Annotated in this window: 16 protein-coding genes and 1 pseudogene; 8 read left to right on the plus strand and 9 right to left on the minus strand. The window is 68.9% G+C overall.

Annotation, left to right across the window (positions count from 1 at the left end):
* Positions 1-187: 187 nt before the first annotated feature.
* Entirely contained in the window at positions 188-709 is a 522-nt protein-coding gene (locus ACZ53K_RS41910) for an SMI1/KNR4 family protein (protein WP_468848183.1), read from the minus strand.
* Between the two features lie 531 nt (positions 710-1240).
* Between ACZ53K_RS41910 and ACZ53K_RS41915 the strand changes: the two genes are divergently transcribed.
* Positions 1241-1639 carry a transposase family protein gene (locus tag ACZ53K_RS41915; protein WP_468848185.1) on the plus strand — a complete coding sequence of 133 codons (399 nt, stop codon included), beginning with the start codon at positions 1241-1243 and terminating at the stop codon, positions 1637-1639.
* On the opposite strand, the gene ACZ53K_RS41920 is transcribed toward ACZ53K_RS41915, so the two are convergent.
* Positions 1607-2203 (minus strand): TetR/AcrR family transcriptional regulator, encoded by a 597-nt coding sequence (locus ACZ53K_RS41920; protein ID WP_468848218.1) that lies wholly within the window; start codon positions 2201-2203, stop codon positions 1607-1609. The genes ACZ53K_RS41915 and ACZ53K_RS41920 overlap by 33 nt on opposite strands.
* A gap of 186 nt (positions 2204-2389) precedes the next feature.
* Here ACZ53K_RS41920 and ACZ53K_RS41925 point away from each other — a divergent pair, with 186 nt between their 5' ends.
* The 4 genes from ACZ53K_RS41925 (at position 2390) to ACZ53K_RS41940 (ending at position 5089) form a co-directional block, all read left to right on the plus strand.
* Positions 2390-2524: a hypothetical protein gene (locus ACZ53K_RS41925; protein WP_468848188.1), complete on the plus strand. Its 135-nt coding sequence runs from the start codon at positions 2390-2392 to the stop codon at positions 2522-2524.
* A 308-nt stretch (positions 2525-2832) separates the two neighbouring features.
* Complete coding sequence (locus tag ACZ53K_RS41930; protein WP_468848190.1) at positions 2833-3126, plus strand: hypothetical protein; 294 nt, start codon at positions 2833-2835, stop codon at positions 3124-3126.
* An 83-nt stretch (positions 3127-3209) separates the two neighbouring features.
* Entirely contained in the window at positions 3210-4148 is a 939-nt protein-coding gene (locus ACZ53K_RS41935; RefSeq protein ID WP_468848193.1) for an alpha/beta fold hydrolase, read from the plus strand.
* A 677-nt stretch (positions 4149-4825) separates the two neighbouring features.
* Positions 4826-5089 (plus strand): DUF6193 family natural product biosynthesis protein, encoded by a 264-nt coding sequence (locus ACZ53K_RS41940; protein ID WP_468848196.1) that lies wholly within the window; start codon positions 4826-4828, stop codon positions 5087-5089.
* A 1260-nt stretch (positions 5090-6349) separates the two neighbouring features.
* On the opposite strand, the gene ACZ53K_RS41945 is transcribed toward ACZ53K_RS41940, so the two are convergent.
* The 5 genes from ACZ53K_RS41945 to ACZ53K_RS41965 all read right to left on the minus strand — a co-directional run bounded on the left by ACZ53K_RS41945 (position 6350) and on the right by ACZ53K_RS41965 (position 10217).
* Positions 6350-7009: a hypothetical protein gene (locus tag ACZ53K_RS41945; protein WP_468848220.1), complete on the minus strand. Its 660-nt coding sequence runs from the start codon at positions 7007-7009 to the stop codon at positions 6350-6352.
* Positions 7010-7244: 235 nt separating this feature from the next.
* A complete protein-coding gene (locus tag ACZ53K_RS41950; RefSeq protein WP_468848199.1) occupies positions 7245-7595 on the minus strand; it encodes a hypothetical protein in 351 nt (116 codons plus the stop codon).
* Positions 7596-8154: 559 nt separating this feature from the next.
* Positions 8155-9192 (minus strand): hypothetical protein, encoded by a 1038-nt coding sequence (locus ACZ53K_RS41955; RefSeq protein WP_468848223.1) that lies wholly within the window; start codon positions 9190-9192, stop codon positions 8155-8157.
* 196 nt (positions 9193-9388) lie between these two features.
* Positions 9389-9625, minus strand: coding sequence for a hypothetical protein (locus ACZ53K_RS41960; RefSeq protein WP_468848202.1), 237 nt, complete (start codon positions 9623-9625; stop codon positions 9389-9391).
* Between the two features lie 103 nt (positions 9626-9728).
* Entirely contained in the window at positions 9729-10217 is a 489-nt protein-coding gene (locus tag ACZ53K_RS41965) for a Ku protein (protein WP_468848204.1), read from the minus strand.
* Positions 10218-10463: 246 nt separating this feature from the next.
* On the opposite strand from ACZ53K_RS41965, the gene tap reads away from it, so the two are divergent.
* The gene (gene tap, locus ACZ53K_RS41970; protein ID WP_468848207.1) at positions 10464-12710 is read left to right on the plus strand and encodes a telomere-associated protein Tap; all 2247 of its coding nucleotides are present in this window, start codon (positions 10464-10466) and stop codon (positions 12708-12710) included.
* Positions 12711-12713: 3 nt separating this feature from the next.
* Entirely contained in the window at positions 12714-13277 is a 564-nt protein-coding gene (tpg, locus tag ACZ53K_RS41975; RefSeq protein ID WP_468848210.1) for a telomere-protecting terminal protein Tpg, read from the plus strand.
* A 118-nt stretch (positions 13278-13395) separates the two neighbouring features.
* Here the strand turns inward: tpg and ACZ53K_RS41980 are convergent, their stop codons facing one another.
* Both ACZ53K_RS41980 and ACZ53K_RS41985 read right to left on the minus strand, forming a co-directional pair.
* Positions 13396-13638 carry a hypothetical protein gene (locus tag ACZ53K_RS41980; protein ID WP_468848213.1) on the minus strand — a complete coding sequence of 81 codons (243 nt, stop codon included), beginning with the start codon at positions 13636-13638 and terminating at the stop codon, positions 13396-13398.
* A gap of 39 nt (positions 13639-13677) precedes the next feature.
* Positions 13678-14073 (minus strand): hypothetical protein, encoded by a 396-nt coding sequence (locus tag ACZ53K_RS41985; RefSeq protein ID WP_468848216.1) that lies wholly within the window; start codon positions 14071-14073, stop codon positions 13678-13680.
* 363 nt (positions 14074-14436) lie between these two features.
* Here ACZ53K_RS41985 and ACZ53K_RS41990 point away from each other — a divergent pair.
* Positions 14437-14526, plus strand: a pseudogene (locus tag ACZ53K_RS41990) (IS5/IS1182 family transposase); the annotation flags it as partial.

A 14526-nucleotide genomic window follows, 5' to 3' on the forward strand; every position in this document is an offset into this window, starting at 1 on the left:
TCCCGGGCGATCTTCAGCCGGGACAGCCTCTGCTCAGCCGACGCGAGCCTCTCAGTCACCTCGGCTAACTGTTTGCGGAGTTCTTCCACCCGTGCACGGGCCTCGGACTCCCGCTGCTCGAGTTCTTCGATCAACGAGCCCATCGTCGCCCACCGTCCTGCCGAAACGTTATCGGTCTGCCTGGAGACTAGAGATACCCAGATTCACCCGTGACGACGAACCGGGCCAGGGACCGCTCCAGCAGCTCCAGGAAGTGGCGCAGGTCGTCCGCTACTTTGTCGAGTTCAGGCTCTTCCAGCGATGCCGTCCGCGTCCGGTGGACCGAGCCGTCAGGACTGACGAGGTAGGACCTGCCGCCCCCGTCGGATCCGACCACCAGCCCGCACGGCTCCAGGAGCTCGCCCACGCGGACGGGCCCGTAGTCCGCAAGGTACTCAAGGACACCACAGGCGGGATGAACGAAGTGGCCATTGCCGACGTCCACCCACACGGCTTCGCCGATGCTGCCGTAGAAGACGATCAGGTCTCCGGGCACACGAGCATCGGAGCCCAGAACACGAACCGCCTCTTGACCACCCAGATTGGCCAGACGGATCACGTTGGTGCCTGGCGGGAAACCGTACTCGCGCTCGAACCCCTCCGTCATCTCACCCAGCACTCCTGAAACCGCACCGCCCACGAGGACATCCAGGCCGATGACAACGAACACTCACTCACAAGCCCAGAACCTGCCACGACCTGCAGACAACCGTCCCTACAGGAGAGCTACACCCGTGATTCCGGCGGGGGGGAAAGCTCGGCCGGCCGCGCAGACACCCGCTGCGGCAGCTTGTCGACGGGATCCGATGGCGCACCCGGCCGGGTCCCCGTGGCGGACGTTCCTGAGCAGTCCGGCCCCTGGGAGACCGTGTATGAGCTGTTTCGCCGCTGGCAGTTCGCCGGGATGGGCCCTGATCGTGGCCGCGCTGCAGGCCCTGGCCGACCAGGCCGGGCACGTGGCCTGGGACGTCTCCGTCGGCTCCGGCACCGCGCGGGCGCATCAGCACTCCGCCTCCGCCGGGGCAGACAAGGACCCCGGCGGGCAGAAGGAGCCGCCCGGACCCGAGTCGGCGGACCACGGCCTGGGCCGCTCTCGCGGCGGGCTGACCAGCAAGTTCCACCTGGCTGTCGACCAGGGCCAGAAGCCCCTGGCGGTCATGGTCACCGCGGACCACGAAGCGACAGCCCGCTGTTCATCCCCGTGCTGGGCAGGATCCGCGTCGCCAGGCTGCACGGCGGCCGGCCCCGTACCCGGTCGGACCGGGCCCTGGGCGATAAGGCGTACGGATCGAGGGCCAACCGCTGGTACCTCCGCCTGCGCGGAATCTGGTGCACCATCCCGGAGAAGAAGGAACAGATCGCGAACCGGAAGCGCAAAGGCAGGTCAGGAGGCCGCCCGTGCGCGTACGACAAGGAGAAGTGCAAGCAGCGGCACGTCGTGGAATGCGGGATCAATCGCCTCAAGCACAACCGGGGCGTCGCCACCCGCTGTGACAAGTTTGCCGTCCGCTACGAGGCCACCCTCCACGTCGCCTTCGTCGGCGAGTGGCTCCGGCCCCTGGTCTCCTTAAACACGCCCAATCGCGCGCAACGCTTGTGAGAGCGCGTCAACGGTCACGCCCACCACGGCCAGGAGCTGCGCCGGGCTCGCCCCGGCTCTGCTCATGACGGCGAGAGACTGGTTCACGGCCGCCGCGTGTTCAGCGAAGGCATCGGCGTCCTGGTCGGTCAATCGCCCGGCCCTCAGCGCGGCGCGCAGGCGCAAACGCTGGAAGCCGAGCGCCTCCTTGGCGTGCGCCGCGACGGCCGGGCTCAGCACCGGAATGGCCATGGCCGACTGGGCAATCAGGCATCCATCGGGCAGTTCGGGATCGGCGATGCGTTCGAGGGTGACGTCGAAGAACGCACGGACAGCTGCAAGGGGTTCCGAGGCTGCACACGACAGGGCGGCGTCGTACCTGTCGCCGTAGCGCGCGGCGTAGCGATCCAGGCAGCGCAGGAAGAGCGTGTCCTTGTCGCCGAGCGAGGAGTAGATGGAGCTGCGGTTCAGGCCGGTTGCCCGTGACAGGTCGTCCACTGAGGTGTCGGCGTAGCCGGCGCGCCAGAACTGGATCATCGCGGCGTCGAGTGCCGCGTCCATGTCGTACTGCTTCTTGCCTGCCACGTGGCGCTTCCTTGCCGGGGTGTCGAGGTCCATGGGCTGTGCTGCACACCATTCCATCTTGAACTGATTAGTTCAAGATGTGCTACGTTGCAGACATGACCATGACCGCGGGCCCCGCAATCCGAGGAAGCGCCACGGGCACGCCGCCTGGTCCCGGCCGCCGCCGTCCTCATCTACACCATCGTCATGGCTGGCGGACATCTGACCGTTTTGCTCTACGTCCTGTGGGCGTCGAAGTTCGGCTTCGGGCCCGTCACCACACCCCTCGTCTTCATCGCCTACGTCATCGGCGTCGTTGGCATGCCGCTTGTGGCTGGTTAACTGTCCGACGCGATCGGACGCTGCTCCGTCCTGGCGCTCACGCTCACAGCGGGCAGCACCCTCGGATTCGCACTCGCCAACGGTCTGACCGTCCTGCTGGTCTCGCGGGCCCTCAGCAGCGGGGCAACTGGTCTCATCACCGCGACGGCGGGCATTGCCTGGCTGGCAGCCCCCAAGATCCCAGGGCCGAGGACGCGCCGGCGGCCCCGCGCCCGCCGCCCGGCACGTCCCCGCGGCACGGGCCGGGCCCGCCGTTTGCCGCCGGCGGCGTGCCAATGGCCGGGTCCTCGGGCGTGAAAGGTTTCTTCTTGTCCCTGGTCCCGGCGTTTCTCCGTGACGCCCTGGGTCTATGGAGCCTGGCCGTCATCGGCGCGGGCGTCGGCGCCCTGTTCGTCAGCGCACTGCTGGCCCAGGTCTTCATACCTCCGCGGCTCCTGCGGCGGAGCGCCAGGGCAGGCCGACCGGAAGCCGGGATGATCCTCATCGAGACGGCACTGTGGACCCGCTCCTTCCTGTTCACCTATTCCGGCCTCATCAGCCCCGTCCCTCTAATGGGCGTCCTCGACCAGATAGCCGGGCCCCGGTCACCAGCATCACCCTGACTGTTCCCGCCATCGCCATCGCAAGCCTGGCGCCCTGGGGCGTAGCACCGAACCAACAAACCCCACACCAAAGGAGGACTCCCGTGACTGAGCCTGCGACCACCACTCAGCATGTCTCCGAAGCCACCCCGGTCCGCGATCTGCCCCTGCACGACCTGGACGGGTTCACCCACCGCTGGGTCGACGCAGACGGCATCCGCCTTCATGCCGTCGAAGGCGGCCGGCCAGCCGGCCCGGCTGTCGTCCTGCTCGCCGGGTTCCCGCAAACCTGGCAGGCCTGGCGAAAGGTCATGCCCAGTCTCGCCGACCGGTTCCGCGTCATCGCGATCGACCTGCCGGGCCAGGGCCACTCCGATCGCCCGGAGCGCAGCTACGACACCCACACGGTCGCCGCCCACGTCCACGCCGCCGTAAAGGCACTCGGAGTGTCGGCTTACTGGCTGGCCGCCCACGACATCGGCGCCTGGGTCGCCTTCTCCCTCGCCCTCAACCACGAGAGTCAGCTGCGTGGGGTCGCCCTGCTCGACGCCGGAATACCCGGCATCACCCTCCCGAAAACGATTCCCACCGACCCGGCCCGGGCGTGGAAGACCTGGCATTTCGCGTTCCACCTCGTGCCCGACCTGCCCGAGACCCTGCTCGCCGGCCGCGAACGGGACTACGTCGGCTGGTTCCTGAAAACGAAGGCTCTTTCTCCCGACGCGTTCGACGACGCCGACCTCGACCACTACGCAGCGGCCCTCGCCGCCGACGGCGGCCTCCGCGCCTCCCTCGCCTACTACCGGGACGCCGCCGAGTCGGCGCGCAAGAACCACCAGGCGCTCAACCGGCAGCATCTGACCGTGCCCATCCTCGGAATCTCCAGCAGCCACGGCTCCATCCCGGACATGGCAGCCGCCATCAGCCCATGGGCCGACAACACCACCGGAGTCGTCGTGCCCGACGCCGGGCACTTCATCCCCGATGAACAGCCCGAAGCCGTCGCCGCCGCTATAGCCGGCTTCATCACCAGCGGCGACTGACGCCGCTCGGACCTGCCCGGTTCGCACCCGCCCAGGCGCGCGGCCGCCAGGACGCCCTCGTCCTGGCAGTCCTCTGGGCAGAAACGGTCGTCCTGGCGTCCTGATGCGGACGGGCCGCCGGCTGCCTCGTCCTGAACTGCCCGGCCCATGGCAGTGCCTGTCCCGGATGCGCCTGCCGCTGCGGCGGGTCCATAGCCGCTGGCCCATGAGCCCGCGCCGGACGGAGGCGAGGCAGGTGACTGCGGGCGGAGGTCTGGCTCTCCATCCTGCTCGGCGAGGACGCGTAGCGGGAATACGGGCTCGGCGCCTCCGGCGATATCCACGAGCTCAAGGAGCAAAACACCACCCTCAAGCAGTGCATCACCGACCTGCGGCTCCAGCTCGACGAACGTGACCCGGACCCGCCGTCGCCCGCGCGGCCGACCAGGAACTCATCGCACAGCTGCACATGAGAGCCCGCCCCTGAGATTGACACAGCTATTGCCGCCATCGGTGCATCGGTGAACCGGTGAATGGCTACGCCCCTCGTCCGCGCTTCTTCGACACGACCTAGAACGGGAGGGAATGGGCCCGGGGCGGGCGGAGGTTGACCGCCGTCTCGCCCGCCTTGAGGTGTGACTGTTTCATCAGAAATGGCTGATGAATGGCTCGGAGTATGTGGTGAGGCCGCACCAGTGATGAGCGACCTGGTGAATGCCGTCGTGACGATGGACAGCCCGGGCGGGGACGTAGTTGAAGCGGCATGGCAGGAACTGCTCGGTGGCGACCGGGCCAGCGCCACATTGGTCGCGGCGGTCTACGCCGAGCCGCGGTTGCGGCAGCTTTTCCCCTGGGGCGGGATGAAGGAGTTGCACTTCAGCCGCTGCACTGAGTTCCGTTGGACGTGGGATGCGCCGTACACCGGTCCGACAGCGGCCGGCCCGGATCACACCGGCCCGTAGTGCGTCGCTGGGCCCTCGCGGGCACAGAAGATCGGTAAGGCCGATACAGCGCAGGAGGAAGTGGCGATGGCCGTTGTGCGGCTGACGTCCAGCTGCGGCCCCACGTTCGTCGGCACATCCGAGGGTCTCGCCGAGCACGAGTGCCGGCATCGACAGGACTTTTGAGCGGCCGCCTCCGCCGAGGTCGGGTCGCACGCCGCAGGAGCGGCAGTCGGCTGCGGCCACCAGGACCGGACGGAAGCTCCGGCCTGCCGACAGCCGCTCAGGGCCTTCCCGTCCGTCGAACCACGCGGCCCTACCAGGCGTATCGGGCAGGGCGGCGGAGACGCGAGTCAGTGGGCTTCGGGTGGCGTAGGGCGACGAGGCGGCGGTGGACCACTTGGACCTGGCAGACCGGCATTGCGCAACTGGTCGCGAGAACAGTTTGTCAAGGGCACCGCCGGAGTGTAACTTTGGCCGTCGAAGTGATGTGTGCGTGCTCGGCAGACCGTAGTGTTCCGAGATGAGCTGCTTCAACACGCACCGGCGACGGGTCTACGACACGGGCCTGCCCGCATGTGTCCGCCACACGAATCTGCGGTCGTGCCTCGTCCATTTCGCGCCTGACGGCTTCCGGGCCACGTACCACCACCTCTGTCTCAGCGCAGGTATTCCCAAGAGGCTGGAGCAGGATCCGGGCTCGCTCATACGCGCCGTCGAGGAGTTGCACCATGCCCGGCAGCTCTGGCTCACGGACGAACACGCCTACGCCACCCGCTGGCGAGCAGACAAAGCACGTGGCTTTCGGCAGGCGAATGCAGTCGATGCCTGGCGAGGTTGGCAGCGTGGTTGGGGGAACATCGCCTACTGTCCCGAGCCGACGAGCCATCCCGGAGAGCCGCTGCCGGTGGTCGTCGGGCGGGTGCTCCACGCGTCGGTGCCGCCTGGTGAGGCTGATGCGCTGACGTGCCGTGTATGCGGAAACCGGGACGCTGTCAGAGCCTGGCACGACGGAGTCTGCCGGATTCACCAGTTGTACAGAGGGTGCAGGGCCAGTCTCGCGGTGCAGCGGGCCGCCGCCTCCGACGTGCTGTCGGCGACCGACTAGCATCCGGCAAGGCATGGAGGAGAAAGGGCTTTTCGCGCGAGCCGGACCGAGTTCCGGCACAGGACCGGCGTTACGGTGGCGTGGGCTTCCGCGCGTAGAGGAGTTCCAAGGCGGACGACAGCAGGACTGACCGCCATGCACTGGGGCCGCGCCTGCGACCCTGCACGCATCACTCATCGGGGGCTGTTGCAGGGTGTCGGCCTACGCTTCGGCAGTACGGCCGATGCGGGCAGCGCAAGGGCGCGGGCGAGGGCACCGGTGACGGGGGTGAAGTGGCCGGGCAGGTGCTGAGACACCCAGTCGGCGGCCAGTGCAGCGAAGTCGGTCAGGTCCTGCTCGGCGCCGTCGAGCAGGCGGCGGAGCTCGGTGACGGACATCTCGATCACCGGGCTGTCGCTCTGCTCGACATCGACAGTCAACCGGACGGTGTCGACCACGCGCTCGGCGAACGGATCGGGGTCGTGGCCGAAGAAGGCCCGGCCGCTGCCGTCGACGACCTCGTACCAGTCACGCCACTCCTCCAGCCCAGCGCAGCAGCCGGGGAGCAAGGTGATTCCCTTGGAGGTGTCCGTGACGCGCATGCCGCCGGCCGCGAAGAGACTGTCGAAGGTCAGCAGCCCGTGGAGGAACGCTCCGAGCGGGTCAGCGGGCCGCGAGGGCCGGCCGTCGTGTTCAGGGTCGATGTCGTTGCAGCTGGCGATGTACATCAGCGCTGTCCCGACCTCGACGGGAACGAGCTCACCGCTGAGTGGCAGGTAGCCGAACGGCTCGGCCTCGGCGACGGGCCAGAGGGCAGAGCCATCACAGGGCTGGGTCTCCAGAACAGGCTGCATCACGATCACCCGGGAAGTGTTCCGCATCCCCGCCCAAGTCGCTTCCCAATTACGCAGGGCACTCACGCGCCGACAAGACTGCGGAGGCTGGAGGCTGGGGTCCTTCCGTTGTACCCGGCTCGGCTCTCCAGATTTGGCCGGACCGAGGCCCGCGCGCGAGATACTGAGCGTCGGCTCACGAGGACGGCCGCGGGGGACAGGGGCAGCCCGGTGCTGCCAGGTCAGCAGCCCCGGGTCAGGCCTCGAAGGCACCGCTCACGCTTTGCTTGAATGCCTTGCGCCCCATGGTCTTTGCGTTCACCTTCAGGCACTTGCTGACATGTCCCTCATAACGCACCTTCATGTGCACTCGGACCGCCATGAGGTGAGAGCAGTGGTTGTTGAAGTACACGGTGGTGTTCACGGTGCTCTCCGTCCAGCTTAAGTTGGCCGTCTGCCCGCGTGGCTTGTTGCACGCGACGGTGTGGCCCGTCTTCATCGCGGAAGAGGAACCTGCTGAGGGAATCGCCGCAGAGGCCGGTGCGGCCAGGGCTGTGACCATCGCGGTGGCAGCGAGCGGAACGAGCGCTTTCGCCTGTCGGATCATGTCTTTGCATTTCCCGTCGGTGTTATGGCACTCAAAGGCTAGGTATCGCCACCCGACGATCAAGAAGGTTTCCGGCTCTGCGACCGGGCCGCAGCGGACACGTAGCACAGAGCGGCGACCACGGCTCGCTCGGTCAGCACGGGAACGTCGGGCGGGTTGCGACCAAGTTCGAGGTTGAGTCACCGACCACCGGAGCTGCGGTGCGCCCCGTACGAGGTAGCGCCCGCCGGACTGGAAGGGCGACTCGTCGCTGCCGTTGGCCGGGTGGCCGTAGCTCTCGTAGCGGATGCGCCGCCGCCTGTCGCATTCGACGGACGCACCGGGGGCGGTGCCGAGCTCGCCGAGCATTCATGATCAGCGAGCCCTCGTCGGGGGCTCCACGTACAGGTACGTGCCGCAGGCGTAGGGCGCAAACAGGGTGAGAACCGGCTCGTCCTCGCCGGCCGGGCCGGGGCGCTGGGAGACGTGCCGCCACCAGCCGTGAAGGCCGTCGGCGGATCCGACCCGGACGATGAGGGGACCGATGCGCCCTCGGCGCCGTGGACGCCCGGTCAGGCACTCATGATCGGTATGCATCGTGGTGCCTGCGCAGCCGGGGGGTGCGTATGGCGGGCAGCCCGGCCAGGGTGTACTCGAAGGCGCGGTGGTGGGGCGTCAGAGGGCGCCAGGGGCGCTGCGGCAGAGGGTAATCGTCGCGCAGGACGCCCTCCGGGAGCACCCCGGTGGCGGGTATCGGTGAGGTCTCGCCCGGGTGGGCGAGATACGCCCAGACGCCGCTGTCCAGCGGTACCACGGCCACGTCGTCGCCGGGTGGGCGCCAGGGCGTGCCCGTCAGAGGATGACAGGGGACGAGAAGGACGTCGGGACGGGGCAGGGGCGTGCGGATTCCCGGGCCGGCCAGCCCCACGGTACGGGCATCGGGCCCGGCCGGCAGGTACAGGCCGACGGCGTGGCCGAGCAACTCGGTGACAGGACCAGCGGGCAGGGATACGGGGTGGTCCTCAGTGGCCGCCACGAGGTGGGCCATCGCGACCCCGACCGCTGCTTCCCACCGGCGGCTCCACGATCCGTCAGATTCGACGGGCGGAACGCGGTGCTCGGCGCGCTCCAGCTTGTCCCAGTCGGGAGGCGGACCGGCGGGGAGTCCGGAGGGGCGGCGTACGACCGCGTCGGGCTCCAGCCACACCGTCTGCCACACCCCGCAGTCGTCCATGCGGGTCGCCACGGCCCGCCCGCGCCCCTCGCATGCCAGGTTGGGGCCGGCCCGGCCGTCCACACCCCGGCAGTGGCCCTCACACTTCTCGGGTATCAAGGCCATGGACCGGGAGTCGCCGGGGGCGATGACGATCCTGTTCCGCGCGTCGAAGGAGACGGAGTACACCGGCGCGTATACGCCCTGCCAGGCCGCCGCGTCCTCTCCGATCTCCTCCCGCAACCGCCACGGTGGTCTCGTGGGTCGGGGCTCGACGGCGTACGTCGCGGGTTCCAGCAGCGGAGGATGGAGCTCCTCCCAGCCCCCGTGATGGGTGTGGACCGGGAGGGCCACTCGGGACACCGGCACCGTCAGGTCGGTGCCGCACCCGGCACACGCAAACACGTCCAATAAGCTCCCCTTCGCCCCGGCTTCCCAGGAATTATGACTTTCCTACGGCAAATGACCCACCGAATTGTTTGGGGCGGGGGCGGTGGGCCGGGCCTACGTCACCACGTCAACCCGCCGCCGTCCGCATCACGTGCTGTGCACCGCAGCGGCAGAACGTCGGTCAGTGGCCGGTGTCCCGCTCGACCAGCCGTCAATGACCGCTGGTCAGCAACTTGCCACGTGATCGCTCGGCATTCCAGCGTCCGGCGGCCGTCGCCTTCCAGCCGAGCTCCCAGCCGGACCGGTAGCCGCGGGCTCCCCAGCCGTCCGACCGTCCGCTAGGAATTTCGTGTCCGGCCTGCTGAGCGGTGCGCGCCGCGCCGTAAACCTCGTGCGTGATCCGTACGGCGGCGCTGCGGCCGTCGGCAGGGCCGGTGAAAATACGCACGCCGCTGTGACTGAGCGCTCCAGGTGTTCAGTTGAGCCAAACGGCCAATTCATCTCGACCAAGCCCCGGCCCGTGAATTCCGCTGCATTCTTCGCGAAGCGTTCTATAGGCTGCCTAGGTTGCCCATGGGAGAACCTCGTACGTCTGCCTCTGCTGCCGGGTCTCGTACAAGCAATCTCACGACAGGGCGAGGCAGCGAATCTGCCCGCGCTGCGCGGAGCCGATGAACCATGCAGGATCGGCGTTCGCGGATCGCCCGGCGCAGCAGCTCGTACGGCTTCGTGGCCGGCCCTTCGGCGTGGGTGTAGTACGGCTTACCGACCTGTAGTGGGTCGATCTCTGAGAAGCCGACGAAGGAGAGGATCGTCAGCACCTTCGCCGTTGGAAGAGGAAGCCGGTCAAGGTCCTCGTCAGTGACCGGCACGACGCGGTCGCCGGTGACGTACCCCCGGCCGATGTCCTCACGGGGGACCTCTTCGCCGTCGAGGTTGCACACGGGCATGTTCCGGACCCTGCCGCCGTCGGCCTTGTGCGCGCGCACGAAGGAGACGGACGGTCCGCTGTTTGTGGCGGCGTGCAGGGAGATCGGCACGGTGACCAGCCCAAAGCTGAGGGAGCCCTGCCAGAGTGAGTGCGGCATAGCTGACCTGCCCTTTCGCTGAGCTTGCAGCGTAGGGCGAGCCTGGCGTACGGGCACTCCAGCCAGCTCACGGCTCACTCGGCTCGCTCTCCGCTGACCTCACAGCCCGAGGCCGTACGTGCTTTGCACGCGGTTCGTACGCCGAACGTACGCCGGGCGTACGCTTCATGGGGTAGAGTGTCGGTCAGGAGGTGTTCCATGTCCGAGTTGTTCGACGCGGTCGACGCCCTGCTCGCGTCCCGCGCCAAGCTGCCGTCACCGGCGGAGCGCAAGCGGCTGCGCGCCGCGCACGGCCTGACGATCGACGAAGTGGCTACCGCGCTGAAGGTGCGCCGGGCCACGGTGTCCGGTTGGGAGTCCGGCAAGACCGAGCCCCGCCCGCCGGAGCGCGACGCCTACGCCCGGCTGCTGGACAAGCTCGCGGAGCTCTACCCCGCCGACGCCACCGCGCCGGTTCAGGACGCTGGGGTGTCGGCCACGTTCACCGCCGCGCCCGCCCCGGCAAAAGCGCAGACTCTGTCCACGAGCCAGGCGTCCGACGCTGCGGACATGACTGCAACCGAGAACACCCAGGCCCCTGCCTCTGCTCCCGCCGCCGCTGCTCCGGCGGCCGCGCCGCATCCGGCGCACACCACCAGGCCGACGTCGTCAACGTCGCGCCGCCCGGGTACGAAGAAGGCGGCCCCGGCCGGAACCCCGGCGGGCGAGAGCGACCCGCGGTTTGAGAACGGCCCGCTGACGGTCGTCGACGTCGAGGACGGGAAGGTGCTGGCGTACTGCGTCGGCGGTCTGGTCCTGGAAGTGCCTGCCAAGTCCCTGCCGTCCCTGGTGGACTGGACCCTGAAGGAGGCGAAGCTCGGGCAGCCGAAGCTGTCCGGTCCGGGTAAGCCGGCCGACCCGCTGCTCGTGCTCACCGAAGCCGCCCTGGAGCGCTACGGGCTGCCCGTCGCCCTCACGGAGGAGGAGCGCCACGCCGGGCGGATCCCGGAGGGCCACAAGGTCATCAAGCAGCTGGCCCGCGCGCAGTGGCAGCTGACGAAGCGCGGGTTCGGGCCGTGGGCGAGGATCTACCGTCCGGCCCAGGGCTCGGAGCGGGCCTGCGTGCAGCTGTGCATCCCGTCGTGGAACGCGCTGGATGTCCGGCACTGGGGCCACGCCGCGCAGCTGCCGCCGGCCGAACTCGCCCGGGTGCTGGGCACGTACGCATCCCGGGTGATGACGCCGCGCGGCTCGACCGCCGTGACCGGCCTGGAGCTGATGACCGCCCTGCACCCGCCGACCTACGCCGTACGCGATCAGGAGACCGGCGTTCTGCGCCAGGCGCCCGACAAGAACCCCGGGTCGCTGGGCCCGGACCCGGTGGACTGCGCACCGTGCGAGGCCCCGGACGGGCACCCGCTGCTCAAGGACCTGCCGCGCTTCCACGTGCGCGGCCCGGCGGAGAAACTGTTCGAGGAGGCGTACGACTGGGCGCGGCCGATGACCGACGCCGAGTGCCTGCGCCGCAACCTCGTGGGCTTGGACGTAAACATGGCCTTCGCCGCCGGAGCCAACGGCCTGGTCGTCGGCCTCGGTGAGCCGACGCACGTCACAAACCCGGCGTTCGATGCGAAGCTGCCCGGTTCGTGGCTGGTCGACCTCAGCCACGTCGACCTGTCGAGGGTGAAGGCCGGCAAGGAATGGGTGGAGCTGGACAGCGCGCTGCTGCCCAGCCCGTTCACGCCGAAGGGCGACCACCCGACGGGCCCGGCCTGGTACGCGACGCCGACCGTGGCCTACGCGGTGGAGCTCGGGTACGACGTCACGCCGACCGAGGCATACGTCCGGTACGACAACGGCCGCTACCTGGATGGCTGGTACAACCGGCTGCGCGACGCCTACCTGACCACGATGGCCGACCTCGGTGTCGACGCCGACCTGTCCCCGGAAGACTTCCTGACGGCGATGGACGGCTACAAGAACCGTGACCCGGAGCTGGCGCTCGTGGTGAACGCCGTCAAGGCGACGGTGAAGGGTGGCCTGGGCAAGCTGCGCGAGCGCCCCCGCGGCGAGGGCTGGAGGTCCGGCGAGCCGTGGCGGGCACTCCTGCGGCCCACCTGGCGCCCGGACATCCGCGCGGCGGTCATCTCCCGCACCCGGATGAACCTGCACCGCAAGATCGTCAAGCACGCGGCGTTCACCGGCCAGTACCCGGTCGCGGTCAACTCCGACTGCGTGGTCTACGCGGTCGACGGCGACTCGCCGCTCGACTTCCTGCCCTACCGCGAGGGCAAGCCGCTGCCGGGCGGCTTCAAGCTCGGCATCAACCCCGGCCTGGTCAAGCACGAAGGTACGCAGACCACGCTATGGGGCGAGGGCGTACGGGAGCAGTACGACGCCCCCGAGCTCAACCTCGCCCGCTACATCAAGGACGGCATCGTCACCAGCAAGGACAACGGGGAGTAGACGATGAACAGGGAGTTCGGGGACGGCCTCGACACGGCAGTGCAGCAGGCGTTCACCCGCCCGGCACCGAAGTCGGCCGGCGCCCAGATGCGATACCTGGTCAAGCAGCACAAGGGCACCAAGGCCGTCGCTCAGATGCTGCGTATCTCCCAGCGCACCGTCGAGCGGTACGTCAAGGACCAGTTCAAAAAGCCCCGCACCGACCTCGCCGCGCGCCTGGAACGCGAGGTCAAGGCCCGCTGGCAGCCGCAGATCCGTGCCAAGGCGAAGGAGAAGGCGGCCACGACCCACGGCATCGTCATCAACGTCCACGCCCGCCTCGGCTATACCGGGGCGCCGGTGGACACGACGGACGAAGACCGTCTGCGGCAGCTGACCGTGGCCCTCCCGCCCGAGTACGCCGCCCGCCTCTTCGACGCCCAGGAGCAGGGCGCCAGCGAGGACCGGCTGCGCGAGATCGCCGCCGACGCGCTGCGCGAGGTGTATTTCCAGGACGGCGGCCGCCGCGCCGGCTCCCTGCAAGAAGTGCAGATCAACGACGTACAGCACCTGGAATTCGGGCTGTAGAGGCCGCCCCGAACAGCCTGCGGGCCCGGCCCATTTGGTCCGGGTCCGCTCGCGTATCCGCAGGGGGGCGGTTGTTCCTGCACGCGATGCCGACTCAACGGCTTGCGGCCGTCGGCAATTACTCCCCGCGCTGCTGCCGGTCGCGGAGCTGCTTGCGGATCGAGCGGGCGGCCTCCATCGCCCGGTGGGAGGGCGTCGCGGCGAACTGTCGGCGGTTGTCCAGGTCCTGGGTCAGATGGCGGGCATAGGCCCCCAGGAGCCCGGTGGCGTGCATCTGGGCGTACGCCAGGAGATGCCGCAGAGCTTCGAGTTTCCCGGGACGCAGCGCCACCGAGACCTCGGTGTGCTTCGGCGAGGTCAAGGCATCGGCCACCCTGGCTGGCGGTGTAGACGTGGTCGATCAGGTCGGTGAAGCACAGGCCGTATGTGCGTGCCGCAGAGTCTCCGGGTTCAGGACAAACGCCGCCAGGCGCTGGTGGAGCTCGGTGAGGTCGCTGCCTGACGCCCGGTAGAACGGCCGCTCACTGCTGCCTGCTTCCGCCGGCGAAAGCCTGGCCGTGGCCACGAAGGAAACGACGCGGTCGACAGACGGGACCAGGCCGGCCCCCATCCAGCGGGCGTGACCATAGAAGTCGGCGTCGTCATCTTTCAACGGGAGCAGGCACCAGCCCGAGGTGCCCGACCAGTGCAGATCCACGTCTTCGGAGTCCGGGTACAGGTCCCGCTCGAAGGCCGTGTTGAACCTGATGTGCCCGTCGACGTCAGTCCCGGAATCGTCGACGGCCAGGATGCGCACGTCGCCTGACCCGTGTACGCCCGTGACCGGCACGCTCCGGCCTCTGTCCACAGGGCTTCGCTGACCTGGTGGTTGACATGAGCGATCACGAGCAGCAGCAGCCGGCCCCGCGCCGCGGCAAGGTCCTGGAGGCCCTGGCACGGTGGAGCGGAAGGTCTTCACCCGGCCCGCGCCGAATTCCCCGGAAGCACAGGTGAACTTCCCTCTCACGCGCACGAAGGAGTCGAGGAAGGAACTGGCGGAGCGCCTGGGCACCTCCCGCCGCACGGTGGAGCGCTACCGCGCCGGGAAGCTGAAGAAGCCCCAGAAGCGCCCTCTAAGCGTTGTCCCGTAACTGCCGTTCAGAAGTGCGATGATTTTGCCGTGTCTGGTGTGATCACGGCCTCGGAGCCCTCCTGGATAGCCCCGTTCACCGGGCTGGGCCCGCGGCAGTTCGGCAGGCTGGTCACCGCG

The organism is Streptomyces sp. NPDC033221, from assembly GCF_055577005.1.